At 47.3% G+C, this 18,707-nt stretch carries 19 protein-coding genes; 11 read left to right on the forward strand and 8 right to left on the reverse strand.

Translation table 11 applies throughout. From position 1 onward, the window contains the following. Window positions 1–9 precede the first annotated feature (9 nt). The 4 genes from pcaF to P253_RS03095 all read left to right on the forward strand — a co-directional run bounded on the left by pcaF (window position 10) and on the right by P253_RS03095 (window position 4,250). Window positions 10–1,236, forward strand: coding sequence for a 3-oxoadipyl-CoA thiolase (pcaF, locus tag P253_RS03080; protein ID WP_016658263.1), 1,227 nt, complete (start codon window positions 10–12; stop codon window positions 1,234–1,236). A gap of 43 nt (window positions 1,237–1,279) precedes the next feature. Then, window positions 1,280–2,572 carry a phenylacetate--CoA ligase PaaK gene (paaK, locus tag P253_RS03085; RefSeq protein WP_005177377.1) on the forward strand — a complete coding sequence of 431 codons (1,293 nt, stop codon included), beginning with the start codon at window positions 1,280–1,282 and terminating at the stop codon, window positions 2,570–2,572. A gap of 60 nt (window positions 2,573–2,632) precedes the next feature. Beyond that, a complete protein-coding gene (gene paaX / locus P253_RS03090) occupies window positions 2,633–3,580 on the forward strand; it encodes a phenylacetic acid degradation operon negative regulatory protein PaaX (RefSeq protein WP_016658262.1) in 948 nt (315 codons plus the stop codon). Window positions 3,581–3,650: 70 nt separating this feature from the next. Next, a complete protein-coding gene (locus tag P253_RS03095; RefSeq protein ID WP_016658261.1) occupies window positions 3,651–4,250 on the forward strand; it encodes a phenylacetic acid degradation protein in 600 nt (199 codons plus the stop codon). A 108-nt stretch (window positions 4,251–4,358) separates the two neighbouring features. On the opposite strand, the gene P253_RS03100 is transcribed toward P253_RS03095, so the two are convergent. Then, window positions 4,359–5,993: a long-chain-fatty-acid--CoA ligase gene (locus tag P253_RS03100; protein WP_016658260.1), complete on the reverse strand. Its 1,635-nt coding sequence runs from the start codon at window positions 5,991–5,993 to the stop codon at window positions 4,359–4,361. 656 nt (window positions 5,994–6,649) lie between these two features. Between P253_RS03100 and P253_RS03105 the strand changes: the two genes are divergently transcribed. Then, a complete protein-coding gene (locus P253_RS03105) occupies window positions 6,650–6,859 on the forward strand; it encodes a hypothetical protein (protein ID WP_005177384.1) in 210 nt (69 codons plus the stop codon). 43 nt (window positions 6,860–6,902) lie between these two features. Here the strand turns inward: P253_RS03105 and bioB are convergent, their stop codons facing one another. The 3 genes from bioB to queG all read right to left on the reverse strand — a co-directional run bounded on the left by bioB (window position 6,903) and on the right by queG (window position 9,460). Beyond that, window positions 6,903–7,904, reverse strand: coding sequence for a biotin synthase BioB (gene bioB, locus P253_RS03110; protein WP_016658258.1), 1,002 nt, complete (start codon window positions 7,902–7,904; stop codon window positions 6,903–6,905). A 143-nt stretch (window positions 7,905–8,047) separates the two neighbouring features. After that, window positions 8,048–8,263, reverse strand: coding sequence for a hypothetical protein (locus P253_RS03115; RefSeq protein ID WP_016658257.1), 216 nt, complete (start codon window positions 8,261–8,263; stop codon window positions 8,048–8,050). 120 nt (window positions 8,264–8,383) lie between these two features. Further along, window positions 8,384–9,460 carry a tRNA epoxyqueuosine(34) reductase QueG gene (gene queG, locus P253_RS03120; RefSeq protein WP_016658256.1) on the reverse strand — a complete coding sequence of 359 codons (1,077 nt, stop codon included), beginning with the start codon at window positions 9,458–9,460 and terminating at the stop codon, window positions 8,384–8,386. 41 nt (window positions 9,461–9,501) lie between these two features. Here queG and P253_RS03125 point away from each other — a divergent pair, with 41 nt between their 5' ends. Together P253_RS03125 and P253_RS03130 are read left to right on the forward strand one after the other, a co-directional pair. Further along, window positions 9,502–10,959 (forward strand): bifunctional ADP-dependent NAD(P)H-hydrate dehydratase/NAD(P)H-hydrate epimerase, encoded by a 1,458-nt coding sequence (locus P253_RS03125; RefSeq protein ID WP_016658255.1) that lies wholly within the window; start codon window positions 9,502–9,504, stop codon window positions 10,957–10,959. Between the two features lie 3 nt (window positions 10,960–10,962). Continuing rightward, window positions 10,963–11,238, forward strand: a complete 276-nt coding sequence (locus tag P253_RS03130) for an acylphosphatase (RefSeq protein ID WP_016658254.1) — start codon at window positions 10,963–10,965, stop codon at window positions 11,236–11,238. A gap of 52 nt (window positions 11,239–11,290) precedes the next feature. On the opposite strand, the gene ruvC is transcribed toward P253_RS03130, so the two are convergent. After that, entirely contained in the window at window positions 11,291–11,836 is a 546-nt protein-coding gene (gene ruvC / locus P253_RS03135) for a crossover junction endodeoxyribonuclease RuvC (protein ID WP_005177410.1), read from the reverse strand. Window positions 11,837–12,318: 482 nt separating this feature from the next. Between ruvC and P253_RS03140 the strand changes: the two genes are divergently transcribed. Together P253_RS03140 and P253_RS03145 are read left to right on the forward strand one after the other, a co-directional pair. After that, the gene (locus P253_RS03140; protein WP_016658253.1) at window positions 12,319–12,894 is read left to right on the forward strand and encodes an FxsA family protein; all 576 of its coding nucleotides are present in this window, start codon (window positions 12,319–12,321) and stop codon (window positions 12,892–12,894) included. 116 nt (window positions 12,895–13,010) lie between these two features. Beyond that, entirely contained in the window at window positions 13,011–13,646 is a 636-nt protein-coding gene (locus tag P253_RS03145; RefSeq protein ID WP_005177415.1) for a LysE family transporter, read from the forward strand. On the opposite strand, the gene P253_RS03150 is transcribed toward P253_RS03145, so the two are convergent. Beyond that, window positions 13,593–13,823, reverse strand: a complete 231-nt coding sequence (locus P253_RS03150) for a hypothetical protein (RefSeq protein WP_005177416.1) — start codon at window positions 13,821–13,823, stop codon at window positions 13,593–13,595. The genes P253_RS03145 and P253_RS03150 overlap by 54 nt on opposite strands. A 319-nt stretch (window positions 13,824–14,142) precedes the next feature. Between P253_RS03150 and P253_RS03155 the strand changes: the two genes are divergently transcribed. Beyond that, window positions 14,143–14,379 carry a hypothetical protein gene (locus P253_RS03155; RefSeq protein WP_370459256.1) on the forward strand — a complete coding sequence of 79 codons (237 nt, stop codon included), beginning with the start codon at window positions 14,143–14,145 and terminating at the stop codon, window positions 14,377–14,379. Window positions 14,380–14,419: 40 nt separating this feature from the next. On the opposite strand, the gene P253_RS03160 is transcribed toward P253_RS03155, so the two are convergent. Together P253_RS03160 and metK are read right to left on the reverse strand one after the other, a co-directional pair. Then, window positions 14,420–14,737, reverse strand: a complete 318-nt coding sequence (locus tag P253_RS03160) for a monooxygenase (RefSeq protein ID WP_035362998.1) — start codon at window positions 14,735–14,737, stop codon at window positions 14,420–14,422. 139 nt (window positions 14,738–14,876) lie between these two features. Beyond that, window positions 14,877–16,043, reverse strand: a complete 1,167-nt coding sequence (gene metK / locus P253_RS03165) for a methionine adenosyltransferase (RefSeq protein WP_005177421.1) — start codon at window positions 16,041–16,043, stop codon at window positions 14,877–14,879. Window positions 16,044–16,685: 642 nt separating this feature from the next. Between metK and tkt the strand changes: the two genes are divergently transcribed. Continuing rightward, the gene (tkt, locus tag P253_RS03170) at window positions 16,686–18,674 is read left to right on the forward strand and encodes a transketolase (protein WP_016658251.1); all 1,989 of its coding nucleotides are present in this window, start codon (window positions 16,686–16,688) and stop codon (window positions 18,672–18,674) included. Window positions 18,675–18,707: the final 33 nt, after the last annotated feature.

Here is an 18,707-nt window from a genome sequence, read left to right on the forward strand (position 1 = left end):
CCACAGGACATGGAACAGGTATTTATTTGCGATGGAATTCGCACCCCAATTGGCCGTTATGCCGGTGCACTCAGCAGCATCCGTGCAGATGACCTGGCTGCCTTGCCAATACAGTATTTAAAAGCCCAGCATCCTGAACTGCCTTGGCAGGAACTGGATGAGGTGATTTTAGGCTGTGCCAATCAGGCTGGTGAAGATAACCGTAATGTGGCGCGTATGGCTGCCTTGCTGGCCGGCATGCCGGACAATGTCGCGGGCATCACCCTAAACCGTCTTTGTGCCTCAGGTTTAGATGCGGTTGCCACAGGCGCGCGTATGATCAAGGCCGGTGAAGCGCGGTTTGTACTGGCCGGTGGGGTTGAGTCCATGAGCCGTGCACCTTTTGTCCAGTCCAAACCGGAAACCGCTTTTAGCCGCACCCCGGAAATTTTTGATACCACCATCGGCTGGCGCTTTATTAACCCGAAATTTAAAGCGCAGTTTGGCGTCGATAGCATGCCGGAAACCGCCGAGAACGTTGCAGAAAAATACCAGATTCATCGTGCCGATCAGGACCTGTTTGCCTATCGTAGCCAGCAGAAAACCGCAGTGGCCCAGCAAAACGGGATTCTGACCGAAGAAATTATGCCGGTTGAAATTAAAGACCGTAAGAAAAACAGCATCATCTTCCAGACCGATGAGCATCCACGTGCTGACACCACGCTGGAGGCTTTAGGCAGCCTGAAAACCCCGTTTCGTAAAGAAGGTGGTTCAGTCACTGCTGGTAATGCTTCCGGGGTAAATGATGGCGCTGCCTGTGTCATGCTGGCCAATCAGGCTTTTGTGAATCAACATCAGCTAAAACCTTTAGCCAAAGTCGTGGCCTCGGCCAGTGCCGGTGTTGAAGCTAAATATATGGGCATTGGGCCGGTGCCGGCGGTACGTAAAGTACTGGCGCTGACCGGGCTAACCCTAGATCAGATGGATATCATTGAGTTGAACGAGGCCTTTGCCGCACAGGCACTGGCGGTGACCCGTGAACTGGGCCTGCAGGATGATGATGCCCGGGTCAATCCAAATGGTGGCGCGATTGCCTTGGGACATCCACTCGGGATGAGTGGAACGCGTCTGGTGATTACCGCCATGAAAGAATTAAAACGTCGTCAAGGGAAATATGCACTGTGCACCATGTGTGTCGGTGTGGGCCAGGGCGTGGCCATGATTATCGAAAATGTGGATGAGGACACATCCAAGTAAAAAATACAGCACTCAATCAGGATGATTGAAAAGGAGTAATAAGATGAATAACAATGCAATGGAAAAAATCGAAACTGTTTCAATCGATGAGTTACGTAGCATCCAGCTACAGCGCATGAAAAAAACGCTGCAGCATGCCTACCAGAACAGCCCGGTGTATCAAAAGAAGTTTGATGAAGCAGGGGTCCATCCTGATGATTTCAACACTTTGGAAGATCTGGCCAAATTCCCGTTTACCACCAAACAAGATTTACGTGACAACTATCCGTTTGGCATGTTTGCCGTGCCACAGGAACAGATTGTGCGTGTGCATGCCTCATCTGGCACCACCGGCCAGCCGACCGTGGTCGGGTATACCCAGCAGGATATTCAGACCTGGTCAGATGTGGTAGCACGTTCCTTACGTGCAGCCGGTTTAAGTGCCAAAGATACCATTCAGGTGTCCTATGGTTATGGTCTGTTTACTGGCGGTTTGGGGGCGCATTATGGCGTAGAGCGCTTAGGTGCCACGGTTATTCCAATGTCGGGCGGCCAAACCGAGCGTCAGGCGCAGCTGATTCATGACTTTAAGCCTACTGCTTTAATGGTTACGCCATCTTACTGCCTGAATATTATTGAAGCGCTGGAAAAGAAATTTGGCACAGCCAAAGACTGTTCTATCCGTACCGGTATTTTTGGTGCCGAGCCGTGGACCAATGAAATGCGCAAGGAGATTGAAGAGCGCTTGGGCATTGATGCACTGGATATTTACGGCCTGTCTGAAGTAATGGGGCCGGGTGTAGCAATGGAATGTCTGGAAAGCAAAGACGGCCCAACCATCTGGGAAGATCATTTCTATCCGGAAATTATCAATCCGGAAACTGGTGAAGTCCTGCCAGATGGTGAACTGGGCGAGCTGGTCTTTACCACCATCACCAAAGAAGGCATGCCGGTGATCCGTTACCGTACCCGTGACCTGACCCGTCTGTTACCCGGCACGGCACGCACCATGCGTCGTATGGACAAAATCGTTGGACGTAGCGATGATATGATGATTATCCGCGGTGTGAACGTGTTCCCGTCACAAATTGAAGAGCAGATTTTGCATATTCCGCAGCTGATTCCGAATTATCAGATTCATATTTGTAAACAGGGACACCTCGACACATTGCATATTCAGGCAGAAATGCGTAAAGATACCAATGATGTTATGGCGCACCAGTTGGCGGGGCAGTTAAAAGCCCAGATTAAAACCATGGTGGGCATTAGCGTGACGGTGGATGTGTTGCCGGAAGGTAGTCTGCCACGCTCAGAAGGTAAGGCGCAGCGGGTATTTGATATCCGAAAGTCTGCATAGGTTCAGTGGGCGATTGACTGCGGTCAATTGCCCTCACAAACAGGGTGTGAATACATCGCAATGAATCCAAAACTAAAACAAAGTATTGATGATTTTATTCAGCATGAAGCCTTAAGTGGCACATCGCTGATTATGACCGTATTTGGTGACTGTATTTTTCATCGCGGTGGGATTATCAGTCTGGCTAGCCTGATCCAGCTGATGGATGTGTTTGGCCTGAACGAACGTTCGGTGCGTACCGCTGTGTTTCGTCTGGTACAAAACGGCTGGCTGGTGTCGGAAAAAATTGGCCGCACCAGTTATTACCGTATTACCGAAAACAGCCGCCAGCGTTTTATTATGGCGGACCAGAAAATTTACAGCTTCCAGCACAAGGAATGGGACCAGAAATGGGATCTGGTACTGCTCAGTTCGGTCGAGCTGGACAATAAAGCCATTTTAAAGAAAGAACTGGAATGGCTCGGTTTTGCCAATATTGCCACCAACGTGATGGCTTATCCGGGTTGTGATCATCTGAAACTGCAAAATCTGCTACTGAATCTGCAAATGACCGATCAGGTGGTGATCTTTAAAGCCGAAACCTTGCAGTTATGGCAGGAGTCGTATCCAACCATCAAACGCATGGTGGCAACCAACTGGCCAGTGCCGGAACTGCATCAGCGTTATGAAAAATTCATGGGTGATTTCCGCGAATTTCTGAATCTGGTTGATGCTGAAGATGAACTGGACCCGGTGCAAGCCTTCCAGATCCGGATTTTGCTGATTCATCAGTATCGCCGGATTTTGCTGAAAGATCCGAACCTGCCGTTTGAGCTGCTGCCATCGGACTGGTTATCGCTGAATGCACGCAACTTAAGTAGCAACCTGTATCAGCGTGTGGTCAGTGCCGGAGAAGAATTCTTTATGGAACTGGCGCGCACGTCGGAAGGTTCAATGCCACCGGCGCATCCGCAATTCTTGAAGCGTTTTGGCGGTATTAAAATAGAAGAACCCAGCTCATTGGCTTGAGTCTATTCATAGAGCTTCCTTGCTTCGTGGCGGGGAAGCATCTACTCCGCTTATTTTAAAGGAATAAAATATGCCGTGTTACTCCATTGATGGTGTGATTCCTGTGGTGCATCCACAGGCTTATGTGCATCCAACTGCTGTACTTATTGGCGATGTGATTATTGAAGCCGGGGCTTATATTGGCCCATTTGCTGCCTTACGTGCCGACTTTGGCCAAATCCTTATTCAGCAAAATGCCAATGTGCAGGATTCCTGTACCGTGCATGGTTTTCCAGACAGCGTGACGCTGGTAGAAGAATATGGCCATATCGGACATGGGGCAATTTTGCATGGCTGCATCATTCGTAAAAACGTACTGGTTGGCATGAATAGCGTGATTCTGGATGAAGCGGAAATTGGTGAAAATACCATTATTGGTGCCAACAGTACCGTGAAAGCCAAAGCCCAGATTCCGGCCAATGTCCTGGCACTCGGCAGTCCAGCCAAGGTGGTGCGGCCACTGGAAGACAAGGAAATTGCCTGGAAACGTCATGGCACCCAGCAATATATTGAACTGACTGCACGCTGTCTGCAGAGCATGCACGAGGTTGAGCCATTGCCTGAACAAACTGCCTCACGCCGTACCTATCGCGATTTTTCCGCCGAGCATGTGATTAAAAAAAACGCTTAAGTGAATATAAATAGCAGTGATCCTTAGGTATATCGCATTGTTGATCCCATAAAAAAGCGCTGAATCCATCAGCGCTTTGTTCTATCTTATCTCTACATAGACCAATATTTACACGGGCGCTTCCATCAACACCTGACCATATTGTTCGCGTAAATCTTTTTTCAGCATTTTGCCGGTCCCGCTGAGCGGAATACTGTCAACAAAAATAACCTTATCGGGAATCTGCCATTTGGCCACTTTATCGGCATAATAATCCAGCAGTTCGTTTTCGGTAAGCTGGCTATCCGGCACTTTCATGGCAATCACTACCGGACGTTCATCCCATTTTGGATGGCTGGCGGCAATCACTGCGGCCATGGCAATTTCCGGATGGCACATGGCCAGATTTTCCAGTTCTACCGATGAAATCCATTCACCACCCGATTTAATCAGGTCTTTAGAACGGTCGCTAATGTGCAGGAAACCATCACTGTTCAGGCTGGCAATATCGCCGGTATCGAACCAGCCATCACTGGTCAGGGCAGATTCCTCTTTGCCAAAGTAACGCTCAATAATCCAGTGGCCTTTAATCTGTAAATTGCCGGTGGTCTGGCCATCACGTGGCAGCAAGTCGGTGCCTTTTTCTGCCGAAGCCAGACGTAAATCTACCCCAAATGGTGGACGACCTTGAGACAGTCGTAACTGGGTTTTCTCCTCCGGACTGAGCAGTTCATGCTTGGCTTTGAGCTGGTTGGCAGAACCCAGCGGACTGGTTTCAGTCATGCCCCAGGCATGAATGGTGTCGCAGTTATACTGCTCTTTAAAGGTTTTCAGCATCGCTGGCGGGCAGGCCGAGCCACCGACCACATTGCGGTTCATGCTTTCCAGCGTGCTGCCAGACTGTTTGGCTGCGGCCAGTAAACCTTGCCAGATGGTTGGCACACCCAAGGCCACCGTCACTTTATAATTATCAATGAGCTGTACCAGACTGGCACCATCCAGCCCTGGTCCCGGCAACACCAGGGTTGAGCCAACCATCGCCGCAGCATATGGCGTGCCCCAGGCATTGACATGGAACATTGGAACCACCGGCAGCATTACATCTTTGGCCGATAAATTCAGGGAGTCGGGCAGGCTGATGCCATAACTGTGCAGCAAGGTGGAACGGTGGCTGTAGAGCACGCCTTTTGGATTACCGGTGGTGCCTGAGGTGTAGCACAGGGAACTGGCCATATTTTCATCCAGTTCTGGCCAGTCAAATGTCTTGGACTGGGCGGCAATCAAATCATCATAAAACTGAACTTCAGGCAATTTTTCCCGGACCGCATCATCCGGTGCATCCAGACAGATAAAATGCTCCACCTGCGGCAAATGCTGTTTGACCCCGACAATTAGCGGCAGGAAGGTTTTATCAAAAATCACCACCCGGTCCTGGGCATCATTAATAATAAAAATCAGCTGTTCAGGAAACAGACGCGGGTTAATGGTGTGGCAGACCAGACCACTCCCGGAAATCGCATACCAGCTTTCCAGGTGACGATGATTGTTCCAGGCAATGGTCGCCACACGGTCACTCTGCTCTAGGCCCAAGGCCTGCAGTGCATTGGCAAAGCGTTTGGCATTCTCTGCCACAGCGGCCCAGTCGGTGCTGCTCATACTGCCATCGGTATTTTTTGAAATGATGGGTGTATCGCCATGATAGCGTGCTGCATGTTCAATCAGCGAGCTAATCAATAACGGTTGATACATCATACGTCCAAGCATGTTGATATCCTTATTCCATTTTTTTGTTTAAATAATGTCTTGTTTCTTGACTACTTTTCCGAGGCATCATTGCCGAAAAAGGCTGTTTTTTTAATCCTAAACACTTGCGTGATGAAATCAAGAGGGGATTACAAAAAATCTGTTTTGTACCACTTTTAAACCAAAAAATGCGCTAGCTATTTGAATATAGAGTAAAAGCTTCAATAAGTATGATGAATGAAGTTCAAAAGAAGCCATTGAAATAACATTTGATCTTTTTAAAAAATGTGTTAAAAAATGAGTATAACCAATTTTGGTTATGCTTGTTTCAGGATGAAATAAGCGGTAAGAAGCTGAATGAAAAAATAATCAAAAATAGGAGTGTTAGGATGCTTCAATTATTAAAAAACTTTTTCTGTTTACATATTTATGAATATGAGCAAATGGAGGAAATTGGTGCGCATATTGAGTGTCGTAAGTGTGGGGCCAATAAATCATAGAGGGGATCAAACCGGATTCAAAAAAGAAGTGGGCTAGACTCACTTCTTTTTGTTTATACGCTGCATTAACATCCGCGCAGGCTCATCTCAGCCGTTAAATAAATCTCATTCCAAGCTGCTTTATTTACTGCCGTTTCAGGCTAAAATCCTGACATCTCTCTATAACTGAATATGCATATGGCCAAAGATTTTAATGCCCCGACCTATATTGTAGATGATCAGCTCAGCGATACCTTGGCCTGGCTGTGTCAGCATCAGGACTGTTTTGATGCCTTCCATTTTGATGTCATCCAGCAGGAACTCACGGTTTATCATGCCAATGGTGCCGATCTGATTAAACCGGGTATGTATCTGAATGCCAATTATGGCCTGTTAATTACCTCATAAAAAAAAGCCCATCCAGAAGATGGGCTTTTTCGTGTGATGCGGATTAAACCGCCATCGCATCTACCGACAGTTCCTGAACGGTCGGTTTGGCTTTTTCCGCCACCAGTCCCAGTTTCTGGAACAGTTGACGGTCTTTACCTTCACCGGCATTTGGGGTGGTTAGCAGCTTTTCACCCGAGAACAGTGAGTTGGCACCGGCCATAAAAGCCAGGGCCTGATCTGAATCAGATAAAGATTCACGACCGGCAGACAGGCGGATATAACTGGTTGGCATGATAATGCGCGCCACGGCAATGGTACGAATCCATTCGGTGACATCGAGTTTTTCTACATCGGCCAGTGGCGTCCCTTCAATTGGTACCAGCATGTTAATCGGTACAGATTCCGGATGAATCGGCAAGGTGGCCAGTTCATGTAACAGGCCAATCCGGTCCTGAGTATCTTCACCTAAACCGACAATACCGCCGCTACAGACTTTCATGCCGGCATTACGCACATGCTCTAGGGTATTTAAACGGTCATCGAAGCTGCGGGTACTAATAATATTGGCATAGTATTCGCGCGAAGTATCGAGGTTATGGTTGTAATAATCCAGGCCGGCATCTTTCAGGCGTTCTGCCTGAGACTGGTTCAGCATACCCAGCGTCATACAGGTTTCCAGACCCAGCGCTTTTACTTCACGCACCATTTCCAGCACATAAGGCATATCGCGTTCATGGGGATTGCGCCACGCTGCGCCCATACAAAAACGTGAAGAACCTGATTCCAGCGCTTCCTTGGCTTCCTGAATCACTTTTTCAACGGCAATACGTTTTTCAGCTTCCAGCTGTGAATCATAATGAGCCGATTGAGAGCAGTATTTGCAGTCTTCCGGGCATTTACCGGTTTTAATCGAGAGTAAGGTACTCACCTGAATGGTATTGGCAGCAAAATGCTCACGATGTACACGCTGCGCCTCAAAAACCAAATCTAAAAACGGTTGCTGATAAAGTGCCTCAATTTCTTCACGAGACCAATCATTACGTACCGGACGCATACTGCTCATAAGTCTGTCCCTAATTATCCATATTTTGCATACTACATATTAAGCAAAAGCGGCAGGCGCTTCATTAGCAAAATATGACGTAATCCAAAAACAAAGTCCACCTGAAGTGGACTTTGTTGAGTGAGGGAACATGAACTTCAGCATTATTCACGATGATTGCCGTGCATGTTCTGGTTTTGCAGATCGGCACGGTGCTGTTTATTCAGCATCCGGTCATCCTGTTCATGCTGGTTGTTTTTAGGGCTATCAATAGGCCCTTGGGGTTGCTGCTGTTGCTGTTTTAAATGTTCAGTTTGTTGTTCAAGTTGCTGCTTTTGCTGTTGTTTCTGCTGCTGTTGGTTTTTATGATGCGTTTGCATGATAAATTCCTCCTGATGACAACATCTTTTCTGTTGGATTCCTCTATTGAGCCACAATTCAGTATCACGCGCTGTAGGGCTTGTGTGGGGATCTGTGAGCTCAGGTAAAGAAATGAAAAATTATGCAGATTTGGTCAACTGCTCCTGAATGGCCCAGTCAATATGCACATTCACCACCTCATCATGCAGCGTTTTGGCCTGTTGTAGCTGGGCAATAATATCTGCGGAATAAGGTGCATTGCCCAGACCAATCGCAATATTGCGTTTAAAACTCTGATAACCGGTCCGTCTGAGCGGACTGCCTTCGGTGCAGGCCAAAAAGGTGGCTTCATCCCATTGCCAGAGCTCCAGCAGGCTCATCCGGTCTAGCCCATGACGCGGGGCAAAATCATCCAGCGGAGTCAGCTGGGCAAAACTGTTCCAGGGGCAAATTAACTGGCAGTCATCACAGCCAAAAACCCGGTTGCCAATCGGCCGGCGCAAATCTTCAGGAATAATTCCCTTATATTCAATGGTTAAATAGGCAATACATTTACCAGCATCCAGCACGTAGGGCTCGACAATGGCTTTGGTCGGGCAGATGTCGATACAGGCGCTACAGGAACCGCAGTGCGCCGTGGCCGGTTCATCAAACGGCAACTCAAGCGAGCTAAACAGCTCACCTAATACAAAGAATGAGCCGGATTTTTTATGAATCAGCAGGGTATGTTTACCGGTCCAGCCCATGCCGGCACTTTCGGCCAGCGATTTTTCAAAGATGGGGGCTGAATCGGCAAAAGGGCGCGATTCAAAATCACCAACTTTGTCCCGAATCAGGCTGGCCAGAGTTTTAAGACGACCGCGCATGACTTTATGATAATCGCGGCCGCGGGCATAACGCGCAATAATGGCGCTATTGGGTGCATCTGGCACGTGTCGTGGCGCAGGCCGATCGACCAGATAATTCATGCGCACACAAATAATGCTTTTGGTGCCCGGCACCAGTAAGGCCGGGTTGGCACGTTTCTCCAGATTTTCGCCCAGAAAATGCATATCTGCCTGATAACCTTGCGCTAAATAGGCTTCCAAACGGGGTAATTCTGCTTGAGCATCGGGCCGGGCAATGACACAATCAGCAAAGCCCAGTGCTAAAGCCTGCGCTTTAATCCATGCTTTTAACTGGACGGGATCAAGTTGATTGACCGGAATATTCTGCATGGCAGGCGATGAGTTCATAATGACAAAACAAGGGAAAAACAATGCATCCACAAGTTTATCATAGCCGTGATATTCAAGGATGGGAGCAGCGCTGGTTTGCTCGGCAAAACTCGTCTTATGGCCTGATGCAGCAGGTGGCCTGGTCGATTGCCCAGCGCATCATTCCCGTTTTACAGCAGTACGACTATCAATATGTAGCCGTTTGCTGCGGGCAGGGCAATAATGCCGGGGATGGCTATCTGCTGGCTAAATATTTACAGCAGGCCGGTTTTCAGGTGCATATTTATGCGGCTGAATTGTGTTCCTCGCCTGATTTGCAGCAGGCTGAACACGAGGCCCGAGCGGCTGGCCTGGATATTCAATCCGGCTTTCAGTTTCAGCAGTCTTATGAGGTCTATATCGATGCGCTGTTTGGGATTGGCCTGAATCGTGAACTGAGCGCTGAGTGGCAACAGATTATTCATCAGATGAATCAGCAACGTGGCTTGAAAGTCGCAATTGATATTCCAAGTGGCTTGGATGCCAATTGCGGTCAGCCTTTACCCTGTGCAATTCAGGCCGATTTGACCTATAGCGTATTGGGTTTAAAAGCTGGACTCTTTACCGGTAAGGGCAAAGCCTACGCCGGACAGGTGGAAGTGATTGCTGCCATTCCTCCCGATGCCGAATTACATGCCATCGCCCAATTGGTACCCACCCAGATTCAGCTGCCACCACGACAGGCTTTTGGTCATAAAGGCAGTTATGGGCATGTGCTAGTGGTCGGCGGTCATGCTGATATGGGTGGCGCGGTAATAATGGCGGCGGAAGCAGCGTTTGCGGCCGGTTGTGGCAAAGTGACCGTGGTTTGTGATGCCAAACATCATACGGCTATTTTAAGTCGCGCTCCGAATATCATGCTGCGCGATATTAACACTCTGCAGGATGATGCCATTGAACAGCTGCTACAGCAGGTCGATGCCATCTGTTTTGGTATGGGACTTGGACGTGATGACTGGGCTGCCCGTCAATATGCACGATGGTTGCCGAAACTGTTACAGGCTGAACTGGAACGGGTACTCGATGCCGATGCCTTATGGTTTCTGGCCGCACATCCGCAGCAGTTACCTGAAGGTAGTTATTTAACGCCACATCCGGGTGAGGCGGCGAAACTTTTAGGCCTAACGACAATGGAAGTTGAGCAGAACCGCTTACAGGCTATTCAGGAATTACAGGCTCGTTATGGCGGCCAGTGGGTGCTTAAAGGCGCGGGCAGCCTGATTCTGGAAGATCAGCTCTGGCTATGTACTGCCGGCAATGCCGGAATGGGCACAGGTGGCATGGGCGATGTCCTGTCCGGCATGATCGCCAGTTTAAAAGCGCAATATCATACTGAACTCAGTTTACATGAGATTGTCACTTTACATGCGCAAGCTGGAGATGTACTGGCGGAATCCGGTATGCGCGGACTTCAGGCACAGCAGATGAATCAGGCCATTTATCAGGTCGTGAACAGGTGAGAGATGCAAGCACTTAAAATTATTATTCAGGGAAATGTGCAGGGCGTGGGGTATCGCCGCTGGTTTGAAAAGCAGGCGCAAGAACTGCAGCTAACCGGCTATGTCAAAAATCTGGACAATGGTGATGTCGAAGCAGAAATTATTGGCGAGGAAATGCAGATTCAGGAAATTCTGAAACGCAGTCTGGTTGGACCATTGCGGGCACAGGTCACTAAAATTGAGCGCATCCCGTTTGATCCGGCAGAACGTGAATACACCCATTTCCAGATGATCCGTTAAGTAGAAACTCCCGATTTGGACATCCCCTCACCGGGATCAAGATGGCTTCCAGTTAGCGCCGTCTGCTGCTAGAACGGCTACGGCCGCGCGCCATACCACCCAGGGCATTCAGTAGCGCCATTTTGCTCATACTGCCGGAGGCGTGGGCATGGCAGATGGCAGCGGCCAGCGCATCAGCTGCATCAGCTTGCGGTTTAATGCTTAAATTTAACAGCTTCATCACCATCATCTGCACCTGTTCTTTATCAGCTGCCCCATAGCCGACCACAGACTGCTTGATTTGGCGGGCGGTATATTCCGCCACCTGTAAATCCAGATTGGTCAGTGCGGCAATGGCAGCACCACGCGCTTGACCCAGTTTCAGTGCCGAGTCCGGGTTTTGCGCCATAAAAACCTGTTCAACTGCGGCCTCAGTCGGGCCATGAAATTTTACAATCCGGTCAATACCACCAAAAATACGTTTCAGGCGTTCAGGCATTTCCGTGGTTTCGGTCCGAATGGTGCCGGCATCTACAAAACGCAATTTTGAGCCATCACGCTCAATAATGCCGTAACCGGTAAGCCGGGAACCGGGATCGATACCAATAATCAGTGACATGCCAAGCCTTAAAAAATTACATCAAAATGAATTATATGATTTTACAGCGGTATTGTGTGAGGGAATTTGCAGCAACCGGTGCGGATACTCAAGACTATCAACAATGCTTCAAACTCGCTGGAGCTGCTATTAAAAATAGCAGGGACAATATATAGGTTATCTTGGTAAAAAAGGCTGCATCTTCATTTTGGCTTAAGTTTCGGGGTTTATACTGTACATCTACAGTCAAAAGCCGTGCAGTACAGTGGCCGCGGCAGTGTTTATCGGGCTGTGGCTGCTGCTCGTGTATGCGACTTATGTTTATTTTTATCGTGCTACAGCATAAAGCTCAGGTCTGTCATTGAAAATATTAATGACAGGCCTGCACTTTAAAAATAGAATAATGCCCATATTGTTACATAAGCGTGTCAAAAAAAGCTTGATGCTGATTAAGCAGTTGATGCCTGCACTCTATTTATTTTGTTGAGATTAGATTAATTTTCATGAAATTATTTCTTATTATTCTGGCTGGTTTAATTCTGGAAGTATTCGTCTGGATCGGCGTGGGTGACCTGGTCGGTAGCATGTGGTACGTGTTCTTCTGGTTTATTGCCGCCTTCTTTATTGGTATGAATCTGATCCGTAAGTATTCTGCGGGCATCATGCCACAAATGCAGCAGATGCAGATGGGACAAATGAGTGCAGATCCGGCATTAAGCAATAACTTGCCTAAAATCTTTGCAGGTTTCCTGCTGTTGATTCCAGGTCTGATCACCGATGTGCTGGCTGTGCTGATTATGATTCCGGGCGTACAAAATGCCTTTAAAGCGGCCATGATGAAAGCGATGATGAAACGTCAGCAAGCCATGATGAACCAGATGATGGGGGGCATGATGGGCGATATGAATGGCATGGGTGGTGGTGCACAAGGCCAGAATCCGTTCGCCGATCTGATGCGTCAGATGCAGGACATGCAAAACCAGCAGGCGGGCCGCGACTCGACTATTATTGATGGTGAAGCGCGCGAAGTGACGCCAGAAGCAAAAAAAATTGAAATGAAAGATGTGAATAAACACTAAGCCATCTTTATTTGAAAAACCGGATCTGCAAGGATTCGGTTTTTTTATGCTTGCAGTGCTCGTATATTTTTGAACGGGCGATATAATAAATGACTTTTTAAGCTTCTCCCTGTGTTATGTCCTTACTGTTGACCATTTGTGCCTTACATTTTGTGGCACAGCTTAGTCCCGGCCCCGATATTATTCTGATTGCCAAAAGCTCGGCATCGACCACACGTCGCAATACCATTCATATTATTGCCGGAATTTCATTGGGCATTGTGCTGTGGGTGGTTTTAACCCTGCTGGGCTTTACCGTTCTGGTCGAGCAGTTTCCATGGATTCAGCAGGTATTGATGCTGATAGGCGGTTTGTTTCTGGCGAAAATGGGCTGGGCCATGCTCAGTGGCGGACTACGCAGTTTAAAACAGTCTAGTGCACTGGAGGATGTGCAGGCACAGAGCTCTGCACAGAAAAACTATTTTTTACTGGGCCTGTTCACCAATTTATCTAATCCTAAAACCCTGATTTATTTTAGCAGTGTATTTTCATTGGCGCTCAGTTCATCGGCCAGTGATTATTTAAAAGCACAGCTGGCAGTGATTATTCCGCTGCAAACCTTCCTGACCTTTGTGTTGCTGATGCTGTTATTGTCACAGCCGAAAATTAAGGCAGTGTACCAGCGTTCAGGCAGTTATATTGATATTTTATCGGGCGCCTTATTCCTGATTTTTGCCCTGTGGCTGGGCTATGACGCCATCGGTATGTTCTGATTCAGAATCTGGTTGATCCTGTTCACTAACCAAAGCAGAAACAGCCGTTTCTGCTTTTTTATGGGCAGATGAATAACGGTTTGGTGCCAGAGTGGTTTCGGTATTTTCAGAGCCATGAAAACGGCGGCTGCGGTTGGCGCGTTCGCGTAATCCGCCTTTTTTGATCAGTTGTACCATCTTCATCCTCCTGTATTTCAGTTCGCTAGTTTAAACAAAAGGGCAGCCGGATGCATCTGACTTAAGAGTAGTCCGATAAAATTATTGGCAGAGAATACGGTGTTAAAGCAGCAGCTTAAGTGTCTGAAAGCGTGCATAAAAAGATAAATAAAGTCAACAAAAGCAGGCAGGGTTTACTTAAGCTTACATAGACTCACCAGTAATAGAGCTTGCTATGCTACACAGGCTCACATAAGATAAAACAATATTACAAAAAGCGTTTTTCGCATGATGTAAAAATAAAAACAAGAATTACAGTAAATTAGGAGAACTGCCTATGCTGTACCATCAATACCATTGCTCATGTTGCAATCAAGTGGTGGCGTCAACAGAAAAAGAATGTCCAAATTGCGGTTCACACAATATTCGTAGTCCTTATGGTTTCTGGATGTTCTGTATTTTAAGTTGTCTGGCCTTTGCGGTTATTTTTAAAGTCGTGCATGTCTATTTGCAGGACCATCAGGAAACCCCGACACAGCCGACTTTATTGGAAGTCTTAAAACAGGAATCCAGCTAACTGGATTCCTTGAATCTGATGAGCTTAACTCAACTTTCGTTTAGCGGGATGACGCCAGAAAAGCGGCCTGATTCAGCACCGACAGTTCAGTATTAATGTCAAAAATTTTCCCGTGAATCTTGTCGATGCCAAAACTTTGCAGACGCGCCGTGTGCATCTGTAAATATTGTTCTGCATGATGCTTTGTATCAAACAGGTAAATCCCGCCAGCCTGCTGGGTGTCACTAATTTCGGTCCAGATTTTCCAGATGAGACCTGGTTCCTGGTTAATACTGGCTGCCAGCTCGCGATAGGCCGTGGCCATTTCTGCGCCAAAAGGGCCATTTGAAGGGAAATCAACCTGAAGAATTACCGCCATCATGTTCATCCTGTTTTAAATGTTCCATCTTATTGTAAACACTTTATGTTTTTATAAAATGATATTTCTGCCCAGAATTGCGATAAAGCAGACAATAAAAGACCCATCACGTGGATGGGTCTTTTAATATCTTCAGAGCTTAAAGGCCAGCAGCGGCTTTTAAGATATCGACTTTGTCGGTTTTTTCCCAGGTAAAGGCAGTGTCTGAACCTTCGCGGCCAAAGTGACCGTAGGCAGCAGTCTGCTTGTACATTGGTTGTAACAGGTCCAGCATACGGGTAATGCCGTATGGACGCAGGTCAAAGTGTTCACGAACTAGCTGAACAATCAGTTCATCAGCCACTTTACCGGTGTTAAAGGTGTTAATTGAAATTGAAGTTGGCTCCGCCACACCAATTGCATAAGACACCTGAATTTCACATTTGTCTGCCAGGCCAGCAGCGACAATATTTTTCGCCACATAACGACCGGCATAAGCAGCAGAGCGGTCTACTTTCGATGGGTCTTTACCAGAGAAGGCACCACCACCATGACGCGCCATACCACCGTAGGTATCTACAATAATTTTACGGCCAGTCAGACCACAGTCACCCACTGGGCCACCAATCACAAACATCCCGGTCGGGTTGATGTGGAATTTGGTGTCGGCATGGAACATGTCCGCAGGGATGATCTTTTTCACGATTTCTTCAATCACGGCTTCTTTCAGCTGTGCTTGACTAATTTCAGGATCATGCTGGGTTGACAGCACCACCGCATCTAAACGTACCGGTTTGCCATTTTCATAGGCAAAAGTCACCTGGCTTTTCGCATCTGGACGTAACCAAGGCAGGGCACCGCTACGACGCAGTTCAGCCTGTTTTTCCATTAAGCGATGCGCATAAGAAATTGGCGCAGGCATCAGCACATCCGTTTCACGGCTGGCATAACCAAACATCAAGCCCTGGTCGCCGGCACCCTGATCTTCAGGTTTTTGACGGTCTACACCTTGGGCAATTTCTGGTGACTGCTTACCAATCATGTTAATCACGGCACAGGTTGAACCATCAAAGCCGAGGTCAGAATGATGATAGCCAATACCATTTACGGTTTGACGTACAATCGCTTCAAAGTCCACATTGGCTGTGGTTGTGATTTCACCCGCAAGTACGACCGCACCGGTTTTTACAAGCGTTTCACAAGCAACCCGCGCATATGGGTCTTCTTTTAAGATTGCATCCAAAATGGCATCACTGATTTGGTCAGCCATTTTATCTGGATGGCCTTCGCTTACAGATTCCGAGGTAAATACAGCGTACTCGCGCATAAGTCCTATCACAGTTATTTCAAAAGACGCAATATGTTACATCGAGTTAGACTTTAGGACTAGCTCAATACGACCAAATTGGCTGAATTTATTTCAATTCAATGACTTTTTATCTGATATAGGCATTTAAAAAACTGATATAAAATCCAAAACGGTATAGATTCATCATCCGGATAAACTTGAGTTTTAATTCAATAAATCACTATTTTAAAAGCGGCTGTATTCTTATAATTTATATTAGGAATCAACCAATTATCTTGTTTTTAGAGTTTTGGGAAAATGCTGTCTGTCATCTTTTGGTCGTCATCATGCTCTAAAATGAAGTCTGTTACTGTTGAGCAGGATTGTGCAGTTTTGAATTAAATTGAATGAATTTCACAATGAGCGCTTTTTTGTATAAAAAACCATCCAAACAGGTCAGTTATGTAACGGGAAAATCCGGATGAGCTACCCGGTTATTCGCCAGAAATTCAATTTTCTCATGCCTCTAGCCAGGAATTGTACGAAAATGCGCAGGCAAACGAATAAATACCGAAAAATTACCGCTGAGGCTTTACCCCATACGCTTTTTTTAAGACAATAGACGTGTTTTGAATTCCTATTCATCTTCCTTTATTAAACGATTTATTTGGACTCTGACCTATGACGACCCCGCTTAATGAACGTCGTATTGCAAACGCAATTCGTGTATTGGCTATGGATGCCGTGCAAAAAGCAAATTCCGGACATCCAGGTGCGCCGATGGGGATGGCAGACATCGCTGACGTGGTGTGGCGTGAATTTTTAAATCATAACCCGACGAACCCACAATGGGCTAACCGCGACCGTTTTGTTTTATCCAATGGTCATGGCTCTATGCTGCATTATGCACTGTTACATTTAACCGGTTATGATCTTTCAATTGAAGATTTAAAAGCATTCCGTCAACTACACTCTAAAACACCAGGTCATCCGGAATACGGCTATGCACCAGGGGTTGAAACCACCACTGGTCCACTTGGTCAGGGTATTGCCAATGCGGTTGGTTTTGCTCTGGCTGAAAAGACGCTGGCAGCGCAGTTCAATAAAGATGATATGCAAGTGGTTGACCATTACACCTACTGTTTCCTGGGTGATGGCTGCCTGATGGAAGGTATTTCTCACGAAGTATGTTCACTGGCCGGTACTTTAGGTCTGGGTAAACTGGTGGTTTACTATGATAACAATGGCATTTCAATTGATGGTGAAGTTGAAGGCTGGTTCTCTGATGACACTGAACAGCGCTTCCTGTCTTATGGCTGGCAAGTACTGAAAGTTGATGGTCATGATGCAGATGCTATTCGTGAAGCAACTGTGGCTGCCAAAGCTGAAACCGCTAAACCAACCATTATTATCTGTAAAACCATTATCGGTTTAGGTTCACCAAACAAACAGGGTAAAGAAGACTGTCACGGTGCACCGCTGGGTAATGATGAAATCGTGTTAACTCGCGAAGCGCTGGGCTGGACCGATGAAGCGTTTGTAATTCCTGAAGATGTATACGTGGCTTGGGATGCGAAAACCAAAGGTGCTGAAACTGAAGCTGCCTGGAATGCTACTTTTGCTGCCTATGCAGCAAAATATCCTGCAGAAGCGGCTGAATTAAAACGCCGTTTAAGCGGTGAATTACCAGCAGAATTCCTGGCACAGGCCGATGCCTATATTGCTGAAGTGAACGCGAAAGCAGAAACCATTGCGACCCGTAAAGCCAGCCAGAATACGCTACAGGCTTTTGGTCCATTATTACCTGAATTATTGGGTGGTTCTGCGGACCTGGCTGGTTCAAACCTGACGCTTTGGAAAGGTTGCCAGGGCGTACATGACAATGCCGCAGGTAACTATGTGCACTACGGCGTACGTGAATTTGGTATGACCGCGATTGCCAACGGTGTGGCGCTGCACGGCGGTTTCATTCCTTATGTAGCAACATTCTTAATGTTCATGGAATATGCGCGTAATGCCGTACGTATGTCGGCGTTAATGAAGCAACGCGTAATTCACGTTTATACTCACGACTCGATTGGTCTGGGTGAGGATGGTCCTACGCACCAGCCAATCGAGCAGATCGCATCGTTACGTGGTACGCCAAACCTGAACACATGGCGTCCATGTGACACGGTTGAAGCTGCGATTTCCTGGAAATCTGCTTTAAGCCGTGCGGAAGGTCCATCTGCGTTAATCTTCTCTCGTCAAAACCTGCCATTCCAGGCGCGTACTCAAGCGCAAATTGAAAACGCGGCCAAAGGTGGTTATGTGCTGGCTGAAGAAAAAGGGGAATTGAAAGCAATCATCATTGCGACTGGTTCTGAAGTGGCCTTGGCGATGGAAGCACATGCACAGCTTGAAGGTGTACGTGTAGTATCTATGCCATGTGCTGAAGAATTCATGCAGCAAGATGCGGCGTATCGTGAAGCGGTTCTGCCATCGAATATCCGTGCCCGTGTTGCGGTTGAAGCAGCGCATGTCGATTACTGGTGGAAATTTGTGGGTCTGGACGGCCGCGTGATTGGTATGACCACTTACGGCGAATCTGCACCAGCCAAAGATTTGTTCCAGCACTTTGGTATTACCACGGAAGCAGTAGTTGCTGCGGTGAAAGAACTGACGGCTTAATCGCTCAGAAATTTCAAAAAAGACGCTCCGAAT

Origin of the sequence: Acinetobacter indicus CIP 110367, from assembly GCF_000488255.1 — a bacterium.
Lineage (GTDB): Bacteria > Pseudomonadota > Gammaproteobacteria > Pseudomonadales > Moraxellaceae > Acinetobacter > Acinetobacter indicus.

What these genes read in the sequence shown, in the direction of transcription:
- pcaF (WP_016658263.1), top strand. Translation starts at nt 10, where the DNA reads ATGGAACAGGTATTTATTTGCGATGGAATTCGCACCCCAATTGGCCGT.
- paaK (WP_005177377.1), top strand. Translation starts at nt 1,280, where the DNA reads ATGAATAACAATGCAATGGAAAAAATCGAAACTGTTTCAATCGATGAG.
- paaX (WP_016658262.1), top strand. Translation starts at nt 2,633, where the DNA reads ATGAATCCAAAACTAAAACAAAGTATTGATGATTTTATTCAGCATGAA.
- P253_RS03095 (WP_016658261.1), top strand. Translation starts at nt 3,651, where the DNA reads ATGCCGTGTTACTCCATTGATGGTGTGATTCCTGTGGTGCATCCACAG.
- P253_RS03100 (WP_016658260.1), bottom strand. Translation starts at nt 5,993, where the DNA reads ATGCTTGGACGTATGATGTATCAACCGTTATTGATTAGCTCGCTGATT.
- P253_RS03105 (WP_005177384.1), top strand. Translation starts at nt 6,650, where the DNA reads ATGGCCAAAGATTTTAATGCCCCGACCTATATTGTAGATGATCAGCTC.
- bioB (WP_016658258.1), bottom strand. Translation starts at nt 7,904, where the DNA reads ATGAGCAGTATGCGTCCGGTACGTAATGATTGGTCTCGTGAAGAAATT.
- P253_RS03115 (WP_016658257.1), bottom strand. Translation starts at nt 8,263, where the DNA reads ATGCAAACGCATCATAAAAACCAACAGCAGCAGAAACAACAGCAAAAG.
- queG (WP_016658256.1), bottom strand. Translation starts at nt 9,460, where the DNA reads ATGCAGAATATTCCGGTCAATCAACTTGATCCCGTCCAGTTAAAAGCA.
- P253_RS03125 (WP_016658255.1), top strand. Translation starts at nt 9,502, where the DNA reads ATGCATCCACAAGTTTATCATAGCCGTGATATTCAAGGATGGGAGCAG.
- P253_RS03130 (WP_016658254.1), top strand. Translation starts at nt 10,963, where the DNA reads ATGCAAGCACTTAAAATTATTATTCAGGGAAATGTGCAGGGCGTGGGG.
- ruvC (WP_005177410.1), bottom strand. Translation starts at nt 11,836, where the DNA reads ATGTCACTGATTATTGGTATCGATCCCGGTTCCCGGCTTACCGGTTAC.
- P253_RS03140 (WP_016658253.1), top strand. Translation starts at nt 12,319, where the DNA reads ATGAAATTATTTCTTATTATTCTGGCTGGTTTAATTCTGGAAGTATTC.
- P253_RS03145 (WP_005177415.1), top strand. Translation starts at nt 13,011, where the DNA reads ATGTCCTTACTGTTGACCATTTGTGCCTTACATTTTGTGGCACAGCTT.
- P253_RS03150 (WP_005177416.1), bottom strand. Translation starts at nt 13,823, where the DNA reads ATGGTACAACTGATCAAAAAAGGCGGATTACGCGAACGCGCCAACCGC.
- P253_RS03160 (WP_035362998.1), bottom strand. Translation starts at nt 14,737, where the DNA reads ATGGCGGTAATTCTTCAGGTTGATTTCCCTTCAAATGGCCCTTTTGGC.
- metK (WP_005177421.1), bottom strand. Translation starts at nt 16,043, where the DNA reads ATGCGCGAGTACGCTGTATTTACCTCGGAATCTGTAAGCGAAGGCCAT.
- tkt (WP_016658251.1), top strand. Translation starts at nt 16,686, where the DNA reads ATGACGACCCCGCTTAATGAACGTCGTATTGCAAACGCAATTCGTGTA.